Origin of the sequence: Rhodococcus sp. NKCM2511 (assembly GCF_014905595.1) — a bacterium.
GTDB lineage: Bacteria > Actinomycetota > Actinomycetes > Mycobacteriales > Mycobacteriaceae > Rhodococcoides > Rhodococcoides fascians.
In genome coordinates this window covers 942,916-958,714 of the sequence record NZ_BNHJ02000001.1, presented here as the reverse complement: position 1 = coordinate 958,714, position 15,799 = coordinate 942,916, and the positions used below count along the sequence as shown (strand labels likewise).

The 15,799-nt window shown below is 65.8% G+C and carries 14 protein-coding genes; 8 read left to right on the top strand and 6 right to left on the bottom strand.

Annotation, left to right across the window (positions count from 1 at the left end; translation table 11 throughout):
- Positions 1-8 precede the first annotated feature (8 nt).
- The gene (locus JLZ96_RS04310) at positions 9-1,130 is read right to left on the bottom strand and encodes a C40 family peptidase (RefSeq protein ID WP_201009546.1); all 1,122 of its coding nucleotides are present in this window, start codon (positions 1,128-1,130) and stop codon (positions 9-11) included.
- A gap of 6 nt (positions 1,131-1,136) precedes the next feature.
- Positions 1,137-1,469: a type VII secretion target gene (locus JLZ96_RS04305; protein WP_201009545.1), complete on the bottom strand. Its 333-nt coding sequence runs from the start codon at positions 1,467-1,469 to the stop codon at positions 1,137-1,139.
- 176 nt (positions 1,470-1,645) lie between these two features.
- Between JLZ96_RS04305 and upp the strand changes: the two genes are divergently transcribed.
- The gene (gene upp / locus JLZ96_RS04300) at positions 1,646-2,269 is read left to right on the top strand and encodes a uracil phosphoribosyltransferase (RefSeq protein WP_201009544.1); all 624 of its coding nucleotides are present in this window, start codon (positions 1,646-1,648) and stop codon (positions 2,267-2,269) included.
- Positions 2,270-2,301: 32 nt separating this feature from the next.
- On the top strand, positions 2,302-3,192 hold the full coding sequence (locus JLZ96_RS04295) for a DUF2797 domain-containing protein (RefSeq protein WP_236253830.1): 891 nt from the start codon (positions 2,302-2,304) through the stop codon (positions 3,190-3,192).
- Between the two features lies 1 nt (position 3,193).
- Here JLZ96_RS04295 and JLZ96_RS04290 read toward each other — a convergent pair whose 3' ends face one another.
- Together JLZ96_RS04290 and JLZ96_RS04285 are read right to left on the bottom strand one after the other, a co-directional pair.
- Complete coding sequence (locus tag JLZ96_RS04290) at positions 3,194-4,795, bottom strand: phospho-sugar mutase (RefSeq protein WP_201009543.1); 1,602 nt, start codon at positions 4,793-4,795, stop codon at positions 3,194-3,196.
- The gene (locus JLZ96_RS04285; protein ID WP_048319886.1) at positions 4,792-5,619 is read right to left on the bottom strand and encodes a purine-nucleoside phosphorylase; all 828 of its coding nucleotides are present in this window, start codon (positions 5,617-5,619) and stop codon (positions 4,792-4,794) included. Before JLZ96_RS04285 ends, JLZ96_RS04290 begins: the two co-directional genes overlap by 4 nt.
- An 85-nt stretch (positions 5,620-5,704) precedes the next feature.
- On the opposite strand from JLZ96_RS04285, the gene JLZ96_RS04280 reads away from it, so the two are divergent.
- The 3 genes from JLZ96_RS04280 to JLZ96_RS04270 all read left to right on the top strand — a co-directional run bounded on the left by JLZ96_RS04280 (position 5,705) and on the right by JLZ96_RS04270 (position 8,939).
- Positions 5,705-6,409 (top strand): enoyl-CoA hydratase-related protein, encoded by a 705-nt coding sequence (locus JLZ96_RS04280; protein ID WP_032366665.1) that lies wholly within the window; start codon positions 5,705-5,707, stop codon positions 6,407-6,409.
- A gap of 104 nt (positions 6,410-6,513) precedes the next feature.
- Positions 6,514-7,689 (top strand): M20 family metallopeptidase, encoded by a 1,176-nt coding sequence (locus JLZ96_RS04275; RefSeq protein ID WP_048319884.1) that lies wholly within the window; start codon positions 6,514-6,516, stop codon positions 7,687-7,689.
- A gap of 86 nt (positions 7,690-7,775) precedes the next feature.
- Positions 7,776-8,939, top strand: coding sequence for a M20 family metallopeptidase (locus JLZ96_RS04270; protein WP_201010654.1), 1,164 nt, complete (start codon positions 7,776-7,778; stop codon positions 8,937-8,939).
- 37 nt (positions 8,940-8,976) lie between these two features.
- Here the strand turns inward: JLZ96_RS04270 and JLZ96_RS04265 are convergent, their stop codons facing one another.
- On the bottom strand, positions 8,977-9,441 hold the full coding sequence (locus JLZ96_RS04265; RefSeq protein ID WP_027496440.1) for a gamma-glutamylcyclotransferase: 465 nt from the start codon (positions 9,439-9,441) through the stop codon (positions 8,977-8,979).
- A gap of 181 nt (positions 9,442-9,622) precedes the next feature.
- Between JLZ96_RS04265 and JLZ96_RS04260 the strand changes: the two genes are divergently transcribed.
- The 3 genes from JLZ96_RS04260 to JLZ96_RS04250 all read left to right on the top strand — a co-directional run bounded on the left by JLZ96_RS04260 (position 9,623) and on the right by JLZ96_RS04250 (position 14,229).
- Entirely contained in the window at positions 9,623-11,026 is a 1,404-nt protein-coding gene (locus JLZ96_RS04260; protein WP_027496441.1) for an NAD(P)H-quinone dehydrogenase, read from the top strand.
- Positions 11,027-11,166: 140 nt separating this feature from the next.
- Positions 11,167-12,399: a PLP-dependent aminotransferase family protein gene (locus tag JLZ96_RS04255; protein ID WP_201009542.1), complete on the top strand. Its 1,233-nt coding sequence runs from the start codon at positions 11,167-11,169 to the stop codon at positions 12,397-12,399.
- A 99-nt stretch (positions 12,400-12,498) separates the two neighbouring features.
- A complete protein-coding gene (locus JLZ96_RS04250) occupies positions 12,499-14,229 on the top strand; it encodes a glycerol-3-phosphate dehydrogenase/oxidase (protein WP_027496443.1) in 1,731 nt (576 codons plus the stop codon).
- Positions 14,230-15,023: 794 nt separating this feature from the next.
- Here JLZ96_RS04250 and JLZ96_RS04245 read toward each other — a convergent pair.
- Positions 15,024-15,767: a DUF6338 family protein gene (locus JLZ96_RS04245; RefSeq protein WP_201009541.1), complete on the bottom strand. Its 744-nt coding sequence runs from the start codon at positions 15,765-15,767 to the stop codon at positions 15,024-15,026.
- Positions 15,768-15,799: the final 32 nt, after the last annotated feature.

The following is a 15,799-nucleotide window of genomic DNA, read 5'->3' as shown; positions in this document are numbered from 1 at the left end:
TCCGACCGTTATTGGGTCGGACGGTAGAAGCCCTTGAATGCCATGTCGCTGTTGGTCGTTCTGATCGGTCCTACCTGCACCGGGTCTCCCGCCTCGACGAGCTGGCCGTTGCCGATGACCATCGCTACGTGGCCGTCCCACACCGCGAGATCGCCGGGCTGTACGTCACCGGCCGCGACCGACGAGCCGATGTCCTGTTCCTGCGCCAGCCGGGGGATGTCGACGCCCTGCTGTGCGTACGCCCATTGGGTCAACCCACTGCAGTCCAGTCCGGTGCCCGGCGTCGTACCGCCCCAGGCGTAGGGGACGCCCTGCTGCGTCAGCGCGCTGCGAACGGCACCTGCGGCTTCGGCGTTGGGGGCGGTGACGGTGCTCCCGTCGGGCAATCGCACCTCTACTCCTCGGTCGGCGTCCCCGGCGCCGGGCGAATCCATCGCCGAAGTGCCCAAGAAGTGCTGTGCTCCAACGGCTCCGGGGGAGTCCGGCGTGCCGCCGGTTTGTGAGAGCGACTGCGCGAACGTCTTCGCCAGCTTCTCCCCGGTCTCGATCACCTGAGCCGTTGCAGGTGAGGTCATCAGGTTCGAGGGCGAGCCCGGCACCGCTGCCGGGCCGGAGTCGATGGGTGCGGGGACCGCGGGCGGGGAGGCCAGCTCGCCGGCTGTCGCAGCGTGCACGGCCAGTTCGGCGCGCACACGCGCGACCACCGCCAGGGCACGCTCGAGGTGCTCGATCGCGGCCGAGATCAGCATCGTCTGCCCGATCGGGGTGGCAATGATCGGTCCTGCGGAGAGGGCGATGCCCACGAACGACTGCACTATTGCCTGTAGTTCGACGAAACCCTGCTCGGTATCCCGACATGCCCGATCGACGACGGCGGCGATATCGTCCGCGTGATCGGCAAGGGCCAGAGCACTCGCATGAGCGTTCTCGGCGTACCGAAGTGCGGCGTCCGCGGCCTCGCCGTTCCAGGTCGAACCAAGTTCGGTGATCGCGATGCGGCCGATTCCTTGGGCGGCCTCGATCGCAGCCGACGACAGTCGCAACACATCCGCGGGGCCTCCGGAGGGAACGGTACCGCCGCCGAAGGCACCGAGCAGCTCGACGATGGGGCGAGAGAGTAGATCGATCATCGCCGCTTACCGAGCGTCCGGTGCGCGACCGGCAGAGTGGGCCGTGACGGCCGCCCCGGTTGCGTCGTCGGTGCGGGCGTACGACACCGCAGCATCGGTGGCCGCAGAACCGAGGCTCGCCACCGCTCCCGCCAGGCGAACGACCGCATCGGTATGCGCCAGATGGGTTCCGGTCACGGTGGCCAGAAATTCCTGCCCGATCAGGCCGAACACCGGTGCCAACACGGCGGGCCCGCAGGCAGCGGCGGCAGCACCGGCCGCCGCGATCTGCTCGGCCATGGTCGACGCCGCTGCGCCGTAGGCGAGCACCCCCTCGGTCTCGACGACGAGTTCGTCCATGAGTCCCCCTGAAATCGCGTGCGTTCGCGCAGTCGCCGAATGCGACGCCCAACTGGTTCGACGCGAGTGCGGGCACATCGGTTCCCACGACCTGCCGTTCGCCGTTCGTCTCGGCGATCTCCTCCGGTGGGGCTCATCGTGTGGGCCTCATGGTGCTGGGCCTTATCCTGTGAGACATGGATACACACGTGGTCGACCACCCACTGGCCGCCGCCCTGCTCACCACCATGCGGGACGAGCGGAGCGACAACGCCACGTTCCGCACTGCGCTCCGCCAGCTCACCCACATGCTGGTGTACGAGGCCACCAGGGACGCCGACATCGACACGTTCGAGGTACGTACTCCCGTCGCGATCACCCAGGGCACCCGGTTGGCTCGTCCGCCGCTGCTCGTGCCCGTACTGCGTGCCGGTCTCGGCATGGTGGAGAAGGCGAGCGGTCTGATTCCACAGTCTCGCGTCGGGTTCGTCGGGATGGCCAGGGACGAGCAGACGCATCAGCCGGTGCCCTACATGGAGTCCTTGCCCGACGACCTGTCCCAGACTCCGGTCTACGTGCTCGACCCCATGCTGGCGACCGGCGGATCGATGGTGCACACGATCGAGCTGCTCGTCGGACGCGGCGCAACCGATGTCACTGCCATCTGCGTCGTGGCCGCCCCCGAAGGTGTCGCAGCGCTCGAAGCGTCGGGACTCCCGGTGCGACTCGTTGCCGCGAGCATCGACGACGGACTCAACGACAATGCCTTCATCGTCCCGGGCCTCGGCGACGCGGGCGACCGTCAGTTCGGACCCCGCTGATTCGCTCCGGTGCAACCCTGCTCGCGCTCGGGGTGTCCTGGCCCTCCGCCGGGCCCGACACCCCGCGGTTGCGCCTGCTCGATATCGAGACCGAGCAGGTCGAGTTCCAGGAGCTGGTGGGTAACACACTGAGCTACCGCGCTCTCGGCGGTGCGGCAGACCGATACTGCACGGGCCGAACGGCATTCACTGCGGACGGGCCGCCGCGGTACGTTCCGTGCCCGGGCCGAGAACCGGCCGTCGGGTCGAGCCAGTGCGCACGGTGCGCGGACAAGGACGTGTTTCGTTTCGTCCATACCGTGCACCGCAGCGGATTCGTCTCCCGCGATCTGGAAAAGCATGTCATGGCACCGCATTGGCTCTACCTGGCGGCGTTTGCCAACGGCACCTACAAGATCGGGACAGCCGCGCAGACTCGCAAATGGGGTCGGCTGGCCGAGCAGGGGGCTATCTGTGCGCAGTACGTCGCGTACGCGGACGACGGCAAGGCCGTGCGTGTCGCCGAGGACCTGGTGACCGAAAGGCTCGGACTACGGCAGGCCGTACGGTCGGCGACGAAGGCAGCATCGCTGTGCGTGCCACTCGATCTCGACCGATTGGAGGCAGGCACTGCCGCGCGTGCGGAGCAGGTCCGTCAGCTGTTGACCGACGCCGCGATCGGCGGATGTCGGCCGATCACGGAGCGGTGGACACCGCCCATGGGACGGGAAACATTGAGCGAGAACGATACTCGGGTTGCCTACCCTGCCGATGTCGCAACCGGCTCTCATGGACTGCAGATCAGGACATGCGTCGGGCAGGCGGTGATCGCCTCGGTCGACGAGCAGACCTACGTCGCGGATCTGGCGGCATTGAGGGGTCGGCGCATCGAACTCGGGGCCTTCACGTCCGATCTGCCTGCGGTGCAGTCGGCACTGTTCTGAGTTACAGCTCTTTTGCGAACGAGGAGAGCTGGGCCAGGAGTTCGTCCGCCGTCGCTCTCGCCCTTGCCAGATCCTGCCGGTCCGAGACGGGCTCGACGACCTCGAGGTACGCCTTGAGCTTGGGTTCGGTCCCGGACGGCCGCACGATGACCCGCAGCCCCGATCCCGCGATTTCGACTGCGTCGGTGCGCAACTCGTCGTCGCGGTCGGCGTAGTCCATGACGGTCACCGTGCGTCCGGCCAACTCCGTCGGCGGCGTGCTGCGTAACCGGCGCATCATGTCCCCGATGTCGGTGAGATCCTGCACTCGGCGCGACACCTGCGCGCCGCTGTGGACTCCGAATTCGACGGCGAGGTCGTCGAGTACGTCGAGTAGCGTGCGTCCGTCCTGCTTCAGCGCCGCCGCGAGGTCCGCCAGTACGACGGCGGCAGAAATCCCGTCCTTGTCTCGCACCACATTCGGATCTACGCAGTGGCCGATCGCTTCTTCGTAGGCGTACACGAGGCCGTCTCCGGCGCGCACGAGCCATTTGAAACCGGTCAGTGTGCGGGCATAGCGCGCGCCGCGGGCCGGTGCCAGTGCCGAGAGCAGCTGCGAGGACACGATGGTGTTGGCCACCAGTGAGCCGGGCGGTGCGTCACGCAGCAGGTAGTCGGCCAGCAGAGCGCCGGTTTCGTCCCCGGTCAGCATCCGCCAACCGTGAGCGTTTCGGACTCCGACTGCGCAGCGATCGGCATCGGGGTCGAGTGCCACGGCGAGGTCGGCGTCGGTCTCGGCCGCCAGCGCGAGAACCGCGTCCGCAGCACCCGGCTCTTCCGGGTTGGGGAAGGTCACCGTCGGGAAGGACGGATCGGGCTCGAACTGTTCCTCGACCACCCGGATGTCGCGGAACCCAGCGCCGCGCAGTGCCGCCACGGCGAGTTCTCCGCCGACGCCGTGCAGTGCGGTCAGGGCGATACGAACATCGCGTGGTCTCGAACGGGGCAGTCTCACAACCGAATCGAGGTAGCGCGACGCGATGTCCGAGCCGCTGGGCTCGACGGCTGTGCGAGGCACGTCGACTGCATCTGCGCTGGCGTCGATGAGCGCCTCGATCTGGGCATCGCTCGGCGGAACCAACTGCGACCCGCCCCGCAGATACACCTTGTACCCGTTGTCGGCGGCGGGGTTGTGCGATGCGGTGATCTGCACCCCCAGCTCGGCATCGAGCGCCCGTACGGCGAAGGCGACAACGGGCGTGGGGAGTGGTCGAGGCAGAAGGACCACCGAAAATCCTTGCGCGGCCAACGTTTCCGCCGCTGCGAAGGCGAACTGTTCCGAACCGGTGCGCGCGTCACGGCCCACCACGACGGTGGATCCGCCGAGGCCCTGCCCGAGCAGCCACGCTGCGATACCGGCGGTCGCTCGCACGACCACGGCGACGTTCATGCCGTTCGGGCCGGCGCGCACCGGCCCTCGGAGGCCGGCGGTGCCGAAGGTCAACGGACCGCTGAATCGGTCCGCGAGTTCGGAATCGGAGAGGCCGTCGAGTTCGTCGCGGCTCGCCGGATCGGGATCTCCCGCGATCCAGCGTTGCACACGCTCGGTGAGATCCTCGATCACAGTCGGGTGACCAACTCGTGCAGAAGAGCGCCCATCCGAGCTGCCGAATCCTTGCCCGCAGCGAGCACTTCGGAGTGATCGAGGTGTTCTCCGGTCATGCCGGCAGCGAGGTTGGTGACCAACGAAATTCCCAGCACACGAGCACCCTTTGCACGGGCGGCGATCGTCTCGTGCACCGTCGACATGCCCACCAGATCTGCACCGAACGTGCGCAGCATCTTGATTTCGGCAGGCGTCTCGTAGTGAGGGCCCGGCAGTCCCGCGTAGACGCCGTCCTCGAGAGACGGATCGATCTCGGCCGCGAGAGCGCGGAGTTCGGGTGAGTAGGCACCGACGAGATCGACGAATTCGGCGCCGACGAGCGGCGAACGGGCGGTCAGGTTGAGGTGATCGGAAATCAGAACCGGTTGGCCGACGCTCATGCCTTCACGGATGCCGCCGGCGGCGTTGGTGAGGACGACGGTCGTCGCGCCTGCCGCGATCGCGGTGCGGACCGGGTGCACGACGCGTCGGAGGTCGTGGCCCTCGTAGGCGTGCGTACGGCCCTGAAGTAACAGAGTGTGGGTTCCGCCCACGTCCACCGAGGTGATCGTGCCGGAGTGGCCCGACGCGGACGGCGGTGCGAAGCCGGGGAGATCGGCCATGCGCACGGTCGCGGTGGGGGAGCCGAAGACATCTGCGGCCGCCTGCCAGCCGGAGCCGAGGACGATGGCGACGGTATGGGTGTCGATGCCGGTCGCTGCAGCGAGAGCATCGGCGGCGGTGCGCGCCGCCGCATCGGGATCGGTCACGGGATCGGTTGCTCGTGCGTCGGAAGTTGCCACGATGAACAACAGTATGAGATCGCTGCGATGGATGTGGAACCGAGACGGTGCGACCGGGAAGTTACCGCCGAGTAGTATCCGCTGCATGCCTTATCTCGAACGCGACGGTGATGTCCACATCTTGTTCCTCGGTGCCCAGGAGGGCGCGGGCAATCCAGAGAACAGGTTCCACCCCGACTGGATAGATGCTGTCCATGCACTGCTCGACGAGGTCGAGGCATCGACCGGTCCGGCCGCGCTGGTCACCACCTCGGCAGGCAAGTTCTACAGCAACGGACTCGATACCGATTGGCTGTTCGCGAACCTGGACCGGATCACCTGGTACCTCGACCGCGTGCACACGCTCTACACGCGGCTGCTGGCGTTCCCGATGCCCACGGTCGCAGCGGTGCAGGGCCATGCGTTCGGTGCCGGCGCGATGTTCGCAACATCGCAGGATTTCCGCATCCAGCGCGCAGACCGAGGCTTCTACTGCCTGCCGGAGGTCAACCTCAACATGCCGTTCACCGTCGGCATGTCTGCCCTGATCAACTCCAGGCTGCCCAAGCAGACCGCCGTCGAGGCGATGCTGACCGGCCGTCGTTACGGCGGGGCCGATGCGGTGGCCGCAGGAATCGTCGAGGCCACCGCGTCCGAGGAATCGGTGGTCTCCGACGCCGTTGCCAAGGCGGCGGCGCTGACCAGCACCCGGGGAGCGAACCTGGCCGGCATCAAGAGTCGGATGCACGTGGACCTGCTCGCTGCGCTGACGACGCCGACGGACGACAGCAACTTCAGCTTCGGCAACTAGCCCGTCCGGCACTGTTCGGGCTCGGAGTCGGCACAGCCGTTCCGACACGCCGCCGCGCTAGTGACACACTGTCTCTCGTGATCGACGAACCGAACAGTGCCGCCGTGGGCGAGGAGATCGGCCGCGCGCTCGCTCACGCAACCGACGAACTGGTTGCGCTGTCGCACTCGATTCACGCAGAACCGGAACTGGCGTTCGAGGAATATCGCAGCGTTGCGAAGGTCCTCGACACGCTTCGCGCCCACCATTTCGAGATCGAATCCGGGGTCGCCGGCATCGACACCGCATTCACCGCGTCGGTGGGTAGCGGCGAGCTCGTGATCGGAATCTGCGCGGAGTACGACGCGTTGCCCGAGATCGGTCATGCCTGCGGCCACAACATCATCGCCGCGTCCGCGGTGGGTGCCGCCCTGGCGCTCGCGCCGGTGGCCGATGCGCTCGGCATCACGGTCCGAGTGCTCGGCACCCCTGCCGAGGAAACGGGCGGTGGCAAGGTCCTGATGCTCGAGCGCGGCGTTTTCGACGACATCGGTGCCGCACTGATGGTGCATCCGGGCCCGTTCGACATCGTGGGCGCGACGTCGCTGGCATTGGCCGACGTTGCCGTCAAATTCACCGGCCGTGCGGCCCATGCGTCGGCCGCCCCCGAGTGGGGAATCAACGCGGGCGATGCCGTCACCGTCGCACAGGTGGCGCTCGGGCTCATTCGGCAGCACCTCTCGCCCGGCCAGCAACTGCACGGCATCGTCAGCGACGGCGGCGTCGCGCCGAACATCGTGCCCGGACATGCCGAGCTGCTCTACTATCTTCGCGCGAACAGCACCGAGTCACTCGAGGCGCTGACGAAGAAGACGTTCGCCTGTTTCGAGGCGGGTGCCATTGCCACCGGATGCACACACGAAATCCGCACGGTGTCGCCGACGTACGCGGCCCTGACCCCGGATTCGTGGCTGGTGGCGGCATTTCGTCAGGAAATCGAATCATTGGGACGGTCGCCCTTGGCACCGGATTTGGAAGGATTTCGCCCGTTGGGCAGCACTGACATGGGAAACGTGACGAATGTTCTACCCGGAATCCACCCCGTCGTCGGCCTCGATGCCGGAGGGGCGGTGACGCATCAACCGGAGTTCGCCGCAGCGTGTGTCACCGAGTCCGCCGATCGTGCACTGCTCGACGGTGCTCTCGCCCTCGCCGGAACGGCCGCTCGCGCCGCAGCCGATCCACAGACCCGGGCGCGTCTGCTCGACGGTGTGAACGCTCGATCGGCGGTGCAGCGATGAGCGCAGGCGAAGAGGCAGAAGTTCGGATGAGCGCAGGCGAAGAGGCAGAAGTTCGGATGAGCGCAGGCGAAGAGGCAGAAGTTCGGATGAGTTCACGTGAAGCCGCGATCGATCGGTGGATTCAGGCTCACACAGAAGATCTGTCTCTGTGGCGTCGGCACATTCACGCCCATCCGGAACTGGCCCGTCGTGAATTCGCCACGACTGCGTTCGTCATGGAGCAGCTCTCGGCGGCAGGCCTGTCACCCAAACCGCTGCCCGGCGGCACGGGCTTGATCTGCGATATCGGTCCCGACGGCCCGCGCGTCGCGCTGCGCGCGGACATGGACGCGTTGCCGCTGCAGGAGATCACCGGTGCGCCGTACACGTCGACGGTTCCCGGCGTATCCCACGCGTGCGGGCACGATGCCCACACCACGGTGTTGCTGGCGACCGGACTAGCGCTGGCGTCGCTGCCGGACCTGCAGTACGGGGTTCGGCTGATCTTCCAGCCTGCCGAGGAGGTCATGCCGGGCGGTGCACTCGACGCCGTTGCCGCGGGTGCGCTCGACGGGGTGTCGAAGATTTTCGCGTTGCACTGCGACCCTCGGCTCGAGGTGGGGCAGGTGGGAGTGCGTGTCGGGGCCATCACCTCCGCCGCCGACACCGTCGAATTGCGTCTGGACTCGCCGGGCGGGCACACGTCGAGGCCGCACCTGACGACCGATCTGGTCTACGCATTGGGGACCGTCATCACCGGGCTGCCCGGCATGTTGAGCAGACGAATCGATCCGCGAACCAGCACAGTGATGGTCTGGGGCGCGGTCGTGGCGGGGCAGGCCCCCAACGCCATTCCGCAGACCGGCATGCTCACCGGAACAGTACGGACCGGCGACCACGAAACGTGGGCGCTGCTCGAGCCGCTCGTTCGCGAGATCGTCACCGGTCTGCTGGCACCGACCGGGGTGCGATTCGAGCTGCACTACCGTCGCGGCGTACCGCCTGTGGTGAACGACCCGGCGTCCACGGCCACCTTCGAGAAGGCAATCGGCCGAGTCGGTCCGACAGCATTGGCCGACACCGCGCAGTCCGGTGGCGGCGAGGACTTCTCGTGGTACCTGGAGAACGTGCCAGGAGCGATGGCCCGATTGGGCGTGTGGTCGGGGACCGGTCCGCAACTCGACATCCATCAGCCGACATTCGACCTCGACGAGCGAGCCTTGGCCGTGGGTGTGAAAGTGATGACCGGAATCGCATTGGATCCGAACTAGCGGTCGGGCGGTTGTCGTCGCCGCTGACCGCGAACTTCTACGACGTGGTACCGGGTCCTACGTTGCGGCTGTTCCTGGTGCGCAGGTCGCGCACGTATTCGGCTGGGGCACCGGCAATTTCGGCTGCCTCGGCCATGACCCCGAGGTAGCGTGCCGACGGTAGGCCACCCTCGTAGGCGTCGAGAACGTAGAGCCACGCGAGGACCGGCTCGCCTCCGGTCTCGATGCGCAGCCGGATCTTGCGGTGGATGCCGAGCTCGGAGCCCTCCCACCGATCCAGGCTTTCCTCGTCCTCGTCGGAGACGTCGTAGAGCACCACGAAGACCTGTGAGTCCGGGTCCTCGACGATCGTGGCGAGCGCGCCCTCCCAGCCGATGTCGCCACCGCCGAAGGTCAAGCGCCACCCGTGCAGCCACCCGGTTCCCGACAGCGGTGAGTGGGGGCAACGCTGCAACATCTGCTCCGGATGCATGTTCGATCCGTAGGCGGCATAAATTGGCACGTCGGCCAGCCTAAACCGTATCGCTGCCCGTTGACGCCCCGTGGTGGTGTTTCGGTGCGTCGTCGCAGGTACGCCGAGCGGCGGGTGGAGTGAAGCTAGCCTTACCGACGCGCGGAACCGGACACTGCAATACCGTTGACGTGACACAGTACAAAGATTTCAGCACGCGAGAAGAGGATCAATGACCCGGATTGTGATCATCGGTGGTGGTCCGGCAGGGTACGAAGCAGCATTGGTGGCGGCGCAGCACGGCGGACAGGTGACGCTCGTCGATTCCGACGGCATCGGTGGTGCCTGCGTTCTGTGGGACTGCGTGCCGTCGAAGACGTTCATCGCCTCGACCGGCATTCGCACCGAGATGCGTCGCGCGAGCGACCTCGGAATCTCACTCGACCCATCACAGGCAGCCGTGGCGCTGCCCCAGATTCATTCGCGAGTGAAGAGTCTCGCGCAGGCGCAGTCCACCGACATCGCGCACCGGGTCACCTCGGTGGGCGTCGAAATACTGGCCGGTCGCGCCGAGATGATCGACACGCACGTCGGATTGGCCTCGCACCAGATCAAGGCGGTGTTGGCCGACGGCGAGGAGCGAATTCTCGACGCCGATGTGGTCCTCGTCGCCACTGGAGCACGCCCCCGCGTCGTCAAGGGTGCCGAGCCGGACGGCGAACGCATTCTCAACTGGCGTCAGTTGTACGACCTCGAAGCACTGCCCGAACACCTCGTCGTCGTGGGATCCGGTGTGACCGGTGCCGAGTTCGTCTCGGCCTACACCGAGATGGGCGTCAAGGTCACCGCGGTATCGAGCCGCGATCGCGTCCTCCCGCACGAGGACGAGGACGCCGCCCTGGTGCTCGAAGACGCGTTCAACGAACGTGGCGTCACCCTCGTCAAGCATGCCCGCGCAGACTCGGTCGTCCGCACCGACGACGGCATCGTCGTCACGCTGTCCGACGGGCGCACCGTCGAGGGCAGCCACGCGCTGATGACCGTCGGTTCCGTTCCAAACACCTCCGGTCTCGGACTCGAAAAGGTGGGCATCGAACTCGACAAGGGTGGATACCTGCGTGTCGACCGCGTGTCTCGTACCGCGGTCGCGGGCATCTACGCGGCGGGTGACTGCACGGGTCTGCTGCCGTTGGCGTCGGTGGCCGCGATGCAGGGACGCATCGCGATGTACCACGCCCTGGGCCAGGCCGTCAGTCCCATCAAGCTCAAGACCGTGGCGTCGGCGGTGTTCACGCGGCCCGAGATCGCATCGGTCGGCGTCGCACAGTCCGCGATCGATGCAGGCGACGTACCGGCACGCACGGTGATGTTGCCGTTGACGACCAACCCGCGAGCGAAGATGAGTGGCCTCAAGCGTGGTTTCGTCAAGATTTTCTGTCGCCCCGCCACCGGTGTGGTCATCGGTGGCGTGGTGGTTGCTCCGAGCGCATCGGAGTTGATTCTTCCGATCGCGATGGCCGTGCAGAACAATCTGTCGGTGAACGACCTGGCCAACACGTTCTCGGTCTATCCGTCGCTGTCGGGTTCGGTCATCGAGGCCGCGCGTCAGTTGATGGCGCACGACGATCTGGACTGATTTCACAATGTGAGAAGTGCGTTTCATATTTCGGACGCACATGACATAGTCGAGAGAGCGGACACACCCGTCCGCTCTCTCTTCGACTCTGCGGATCCGCGGGCCGTTCTTCCCGTCCCTGCTTCCCTGGAGTCTCTTTCGTGTCTTCGATTCATCCGCCTGCCGGCTTGGCCCGACGCACCGCAACACTCGACAGCTCGGCCATCCGCGACCTTCTGGCCCTGACCGCTCGCGACGAGATCATCAGCCTGGCCGGCGGTTTACCGGCCACAGATCTCATACCGGTCGACCGCATCGCTGCCGCAGCGGACGCAGTGCTGCGACACTCCGACGCAGTGCAGTACTGCGAGACCCCCGGCCACCGCACACTGCGCAACGTGATCGCCGCCAGAGAGAGCGCCGTGCGCGGGGGAGTGACGGTTCCGACTGACACCGTCGTCGTGACGCACGGATCGCAGCAGGCACTGACGCTGCTCGCGCAGGCGCTGATCGACCCGGGTGCCGTTGTCGTCGTCGACGAGCCGGCGTATACCGGCGCGCTGCAGGTGTTTTCGATTGCCGAGGCGCAGATCGAATCCATCCCCATCACCGATGGCGGGATGGATGTCGACGAGCTCGAAGCGCGGCTGCTCGCCGGCCTGCGGCCCGCGGTGGTCCATACGGTCGCCAACTTCCACAACCCCCGCGGCGTGACGATGACCGAGGCTCGCCGTCGCCGACTCGCGGCCCTGGCCGACCGGTACGGATTCTGGATCATCGAGGACGATCCGTACGGCGAGATCTGGTTCGACACAATCGAATGCGGACCGCCCCCGTTGCCGATCGCGTGTCACAGCGATCGGGTCGTCAGGTTGTCGAGCGCGTCGAAGATCCTGGCGCCGACTCTGCGCGTGGGATGGTTCGTTGCCCCGCCCCGAGTGTGCGCGGCGGTGGAACTGCTCAAACAGGGTGCCGATCTGTGCGGTTCCTCGCTGACACAGCTGATGGCAGCGGACATGCTGGGCGACACCGGGTGGCTGGCGGACCACCTGACCGATCTTCGGCGTGAGTACGGTTGTCGCGCAGACGCATTGATGAGCGCTCTGTCCGGGGAATTCGGTTCGGCGCTGGACGTCTCGCGACCCACAGGTGGAATGTTCGCATGGGCGACCTTTCGCGACGGGACCGATACCACCGAGCTGCTCGCTGCGGCGCTCGCGCACGGCGTCGCGTTCGTGCCGGGTAGCGCGTTCGTGCGCGCTGCAACGTCCACGTCGGCCGAGTACTTCCGCCACTCGCTGAGGTTGAGCTTCGCCGGCTCCACACCGGAGGTGCTGAACGAGGCAGTGCGGCGGCTGAGCGCGGCACATGCGTCGATGACACGGCGAAGCTGAACCGCGACCAGCCTGCGCTGGTTCTGCGCTCGGCCGACCTGGGGCGGTAGCCTGACGTGGGAGACATCGCGAGGAATTTTCGAGGACAGGGAGCGTCCAGTGAGCAACCGATCGAACACGAAGTTCCTCGGACCCACCCAACGGGTGGAGGCGTGGGACCAGCTCGGACGCGAACAATTCGACGTCGTGGTCGTCGGCGGTGGCGTCGTGGGTTCGGGTGCCGCGCTCGACGCCGCAACACGAGGCCTGAAGGTGGCGCTCGTGGAGGCGCGTGACTACGCGTCGGGCACGTCCTCTCGCTCGTCCAAGATGTTCCACGGTGGCCTTCGCTACCTCGAACAACTCGAGTTCGGACTCGTCCGTGAGGCGCTGCACGAACGTGAACTCTCGCTCTCCACACTCGCGCCGCATCTGGTCAAACCGCTGAAATTCCTGTTCCCCCTCACCCATCGGGGGTGGGAGCGCCCGTACATCGCGGCGGGTATCTTTCTGTACGACCGGATGGGCGGTGCCAAATCGGTTCCGCAACAGAAGCATCTGACCCGTTCGGGTGCCCTGCGGATGTCGCCCGGCCTCAAACGGAAATCGCTGATCGGCGGAATTCGGTACTACGACACCGTCGTCGACGACGCGCGGCACACGATGACCGTCGCCAGAACGGCAGCCCACTACGGCGCAGTGGTGCGGACGTCCACTCAGGTCGTGGGGTTCCTCCGTGAAGCCGACCGTGTTTCCGGTGTGCGAGTGCGAGATTCGGAGACCGGGGCCACCACCGAGGTGCGAGCGCACGTGGTGATCAACGCCACGGGCGTGTGGACCGACGAAATACAGTCGCTGTCGAACATGCGTGGTCGCTTCCGAGTACGGGCCTCGAAGGGTGTGCACATCGTGGTGCCGCGCGATCGCATCGTCAGCGAAGCCGCGATCATTCTGCGCACCGAGAAGTCCGTGCTGTTCATCATTCCGTGGGGCGCGCACTGGATCATCGGGACCACCGATACCGACTGGAACCTCGATCTCGCGCACCCTGCCGCGACCAAAGCCGATATCGACTACATTCTCGGCGAAGTCAACGGGGTGCTCGTCACGCCGCTCACGCACGACGACATCGACGGCGTCTACGCGGGATTGCGGCCGCTACTGGCGGGTGAAAGCGACGAAACGTCCAAGCTGTCCCGTGAGCACGCGGTGGCGCGGGTGGCACCGGGACTCATTGCCATCGCAGGTGGCAAGTACACGACCTACCGGGTGATGGCCGAAGACGCAGTGGATCTCGCGGCCGAGGACATCCCGGCGCGGGTGGCGTCGTCGATCACCGAGAAGGTGCCGCTCGTCGGCGCGGACGGTTACTTCGCGCTGGTCAATCAGGCCCCGCACCTGGGCGAAGTACACGGGCTGCATCCGCACCGAGTGACTCATCTGCTGGACCGGTACGGCTCGCTGATCGACGAGGTGCTGGCCATGGCGGACGGCAAACCCGAACTGCTGCAACCGTTGACCGACGCGCCCGCTTATCTGCAGGTCGAGGTGGTCTATGCCGCTGCGGCCGAGGGCGCACTGCACCTCGAGGACGTGCTGTCGCGGCGCACCCGGATCTCCATCGAGTACTCGCATCGTGGGATGAACTGCGCGGGTCAGGTCGCAGCACTCATTGCCCCGATCCTGGGGTGGGACGAGGCCACGGTCGACCGTGAGGTCGACACGTACCGGGCTCGGGTCGAGGCCGAGATCGCGTCGCAGCGTCAGCCGGACGACGAATCTGCCGACGCTCTGCGCGTTGTCGCCCCCGAAGCGCGTCAGGAAATTCTCGAACCCGTCCGGACTCTCTGAGTCACGGAACCCGAACCAGCGTCCGCGGTGCGCGAGCAGCCGTCGCGCCGGATACAGCCATGACCAGCAGGGTGAGTATCGCAAGTGTCAACATACGACCCATGGTGATCGGCGAAGCTGTGAGCAGGCTTGGTCTCACCTGACAGTGAGCCGTCAGGTTCGTTCCCGGCGGTGCTGATCAGGGCGGGAAGACGGAGCGAGTTGCGCCTGGAGAAGCGCCCTCTCGGCCGGCGACGGGTCGAGAGCGAGCGCAGTCGTTGGCGCGTTTTTGGCCTCCTCCGCGCGGTCCAGGCGATCGCCGATTCTCCGGGATGACCTAGGAGCTCTTCTTCACTCCGCCTGAACCAGGAGGTGGCTTTTGGGTCGTTTGCTGCTGACGAGGGGGGCGTTGGCCGGTATTTACCGGTTTACGCCCGCCGTGACGCTGCTCGTCGGGTGCATCTGACCTAGCTGAGATTGGGCGATACCCGCCGCCGACCAAGGATTCCGGTTCATCCGTGCAGTCTTGGTTGCCCGTCATCCCTTTGCGCCCGTCTTAGAGGGAACGCCAGCGCTACCCTTAGGTTTTTTGGGAGAGGACTTCTGTTGTGACGAGCTCGCAACGAACTCGCCGCCGGGCCGGTAGCCTCCCGATCGCGGCGCGATCCACACACGCCGGGATTTCCCACTTGGCTGTGAACTGGTCTGATCTGCCATCATCGATACCTCCGGTAGCCAGTATGGCCCTTGTCGAACGCACGTGTCGTTGACGGCAAGAATCCTCCGCCCGCGTTCACGATTGTACCTACGCCTTCTCACCCTAGGAATGTGGATGACTCCTCGTCTGATTCTGGTGTCTCGGGTGCCGGAGCGACGATCTGAACTAGAGCAGCATCGGTACACGGGATCCATACTCCAGTTGGGCCAGGTAACTCGTCCAAGAACTCACCGTCTTCTGCCATGCTCCAAGCTCGGTCGACGTAAATGTCCCTAGGCTCTGGATAGCCGGTGAAAAATGCTTCAGTGGTAACGCATCCACCAATCCATGAACCTTGGGCATTCAGTACCCGCACGAAGCTGTTGGGCGCGACCTTAGCAGTCGCATAGTCCCAGGCAGTTGGCACTGGGGAATAGTTGCTGTCAGCACTGAAAAGTGCCTTCCACCAGCCTACTTCATCGCGCTCCGAATCAGCTGAATGGAAAATTGTCCCCCAGAAACCCGTGTTGTTGTAGCTCTGACGCATGACAAAGCTTGCTGCCACATGCCCTGCCAGGGCAGGAATGACGAAAACAAGAAGTGCGCCAACGAACCCGACCAATCGAGGATCATCGAACCGGTGTTCAGGCTGGGTCAGTCGCTTCGTTAGGGCTTCACCCAGACACAGGACGTAAACAAGCAGAAACCCGACCGACAACGCGAGGGCGCGGATTAAACGCGCACTCAGATCGCGATCCTCGGGAGATGGACCGACGCGAGCCTTCTTCACTCCTTGAAAAACAAACCCTGGCACCAACACAGCGACAAGAGTCAACGCTTGCTGCCAACCACTGACCAGCATGGGCCCCCCTTTTTTCTGCCCGAGAACAACAA

Excerpts from the sequence above, each read along its gene's own strand:
- JLZ96_RS04310 (WP_201009546.1), bottom strand. The coding sequence starts at position 1,130 with ATGATCGATCTACTCTCTCGCCCCATCGTCGAGCTGCTCGGTGCCTTC.
- JLZ96_RS04305 (WP_201009545.1), bottom strand. The coding sequence starts at position 1,469 with ATGGACGAACTCGTCGTCGAGACCGAGGGGGTGCTCGCCTACGGCGCA.
- upp (WP_201009544.1), top strand. The coding sequence starts at position 1,646 with ATGGATACACACGTGGTCGACCACCCACTGGCCGCCGCCCTGCTCACC.
- JLZ96_RS04280 (WP_032366665.1), top strand. The coding sequence starts at position 5,705 with ATGCCTTATCTCGAACGCGACGGTGATGTCCACATCTTGTTCCTCGGT.
- JLZ96_RS04270 (WP_201010654.1), top strand. The coding sequence starts at position 7,776 with ATGAGTTCACGTGAAGCCGCGATCGATCGGTGGATTCAGGCTCACACA.
- JLZ96_RS04260 (WP_027496441.1), top strand. The coding sequence starts at position 9,623 with ATGACCCGGATTGTGATCATCGGTGGTGGTCCGGCAGGGTACGAAGCA.
- JLZ96_RS04245 (WP_201009541.1), bottom strand. The coding sequence starts at position 15,767 with ATGCTGGTCAGTGGTTGGCAGCAAGCGTTGACTCTTGTCGCTGTGTTG.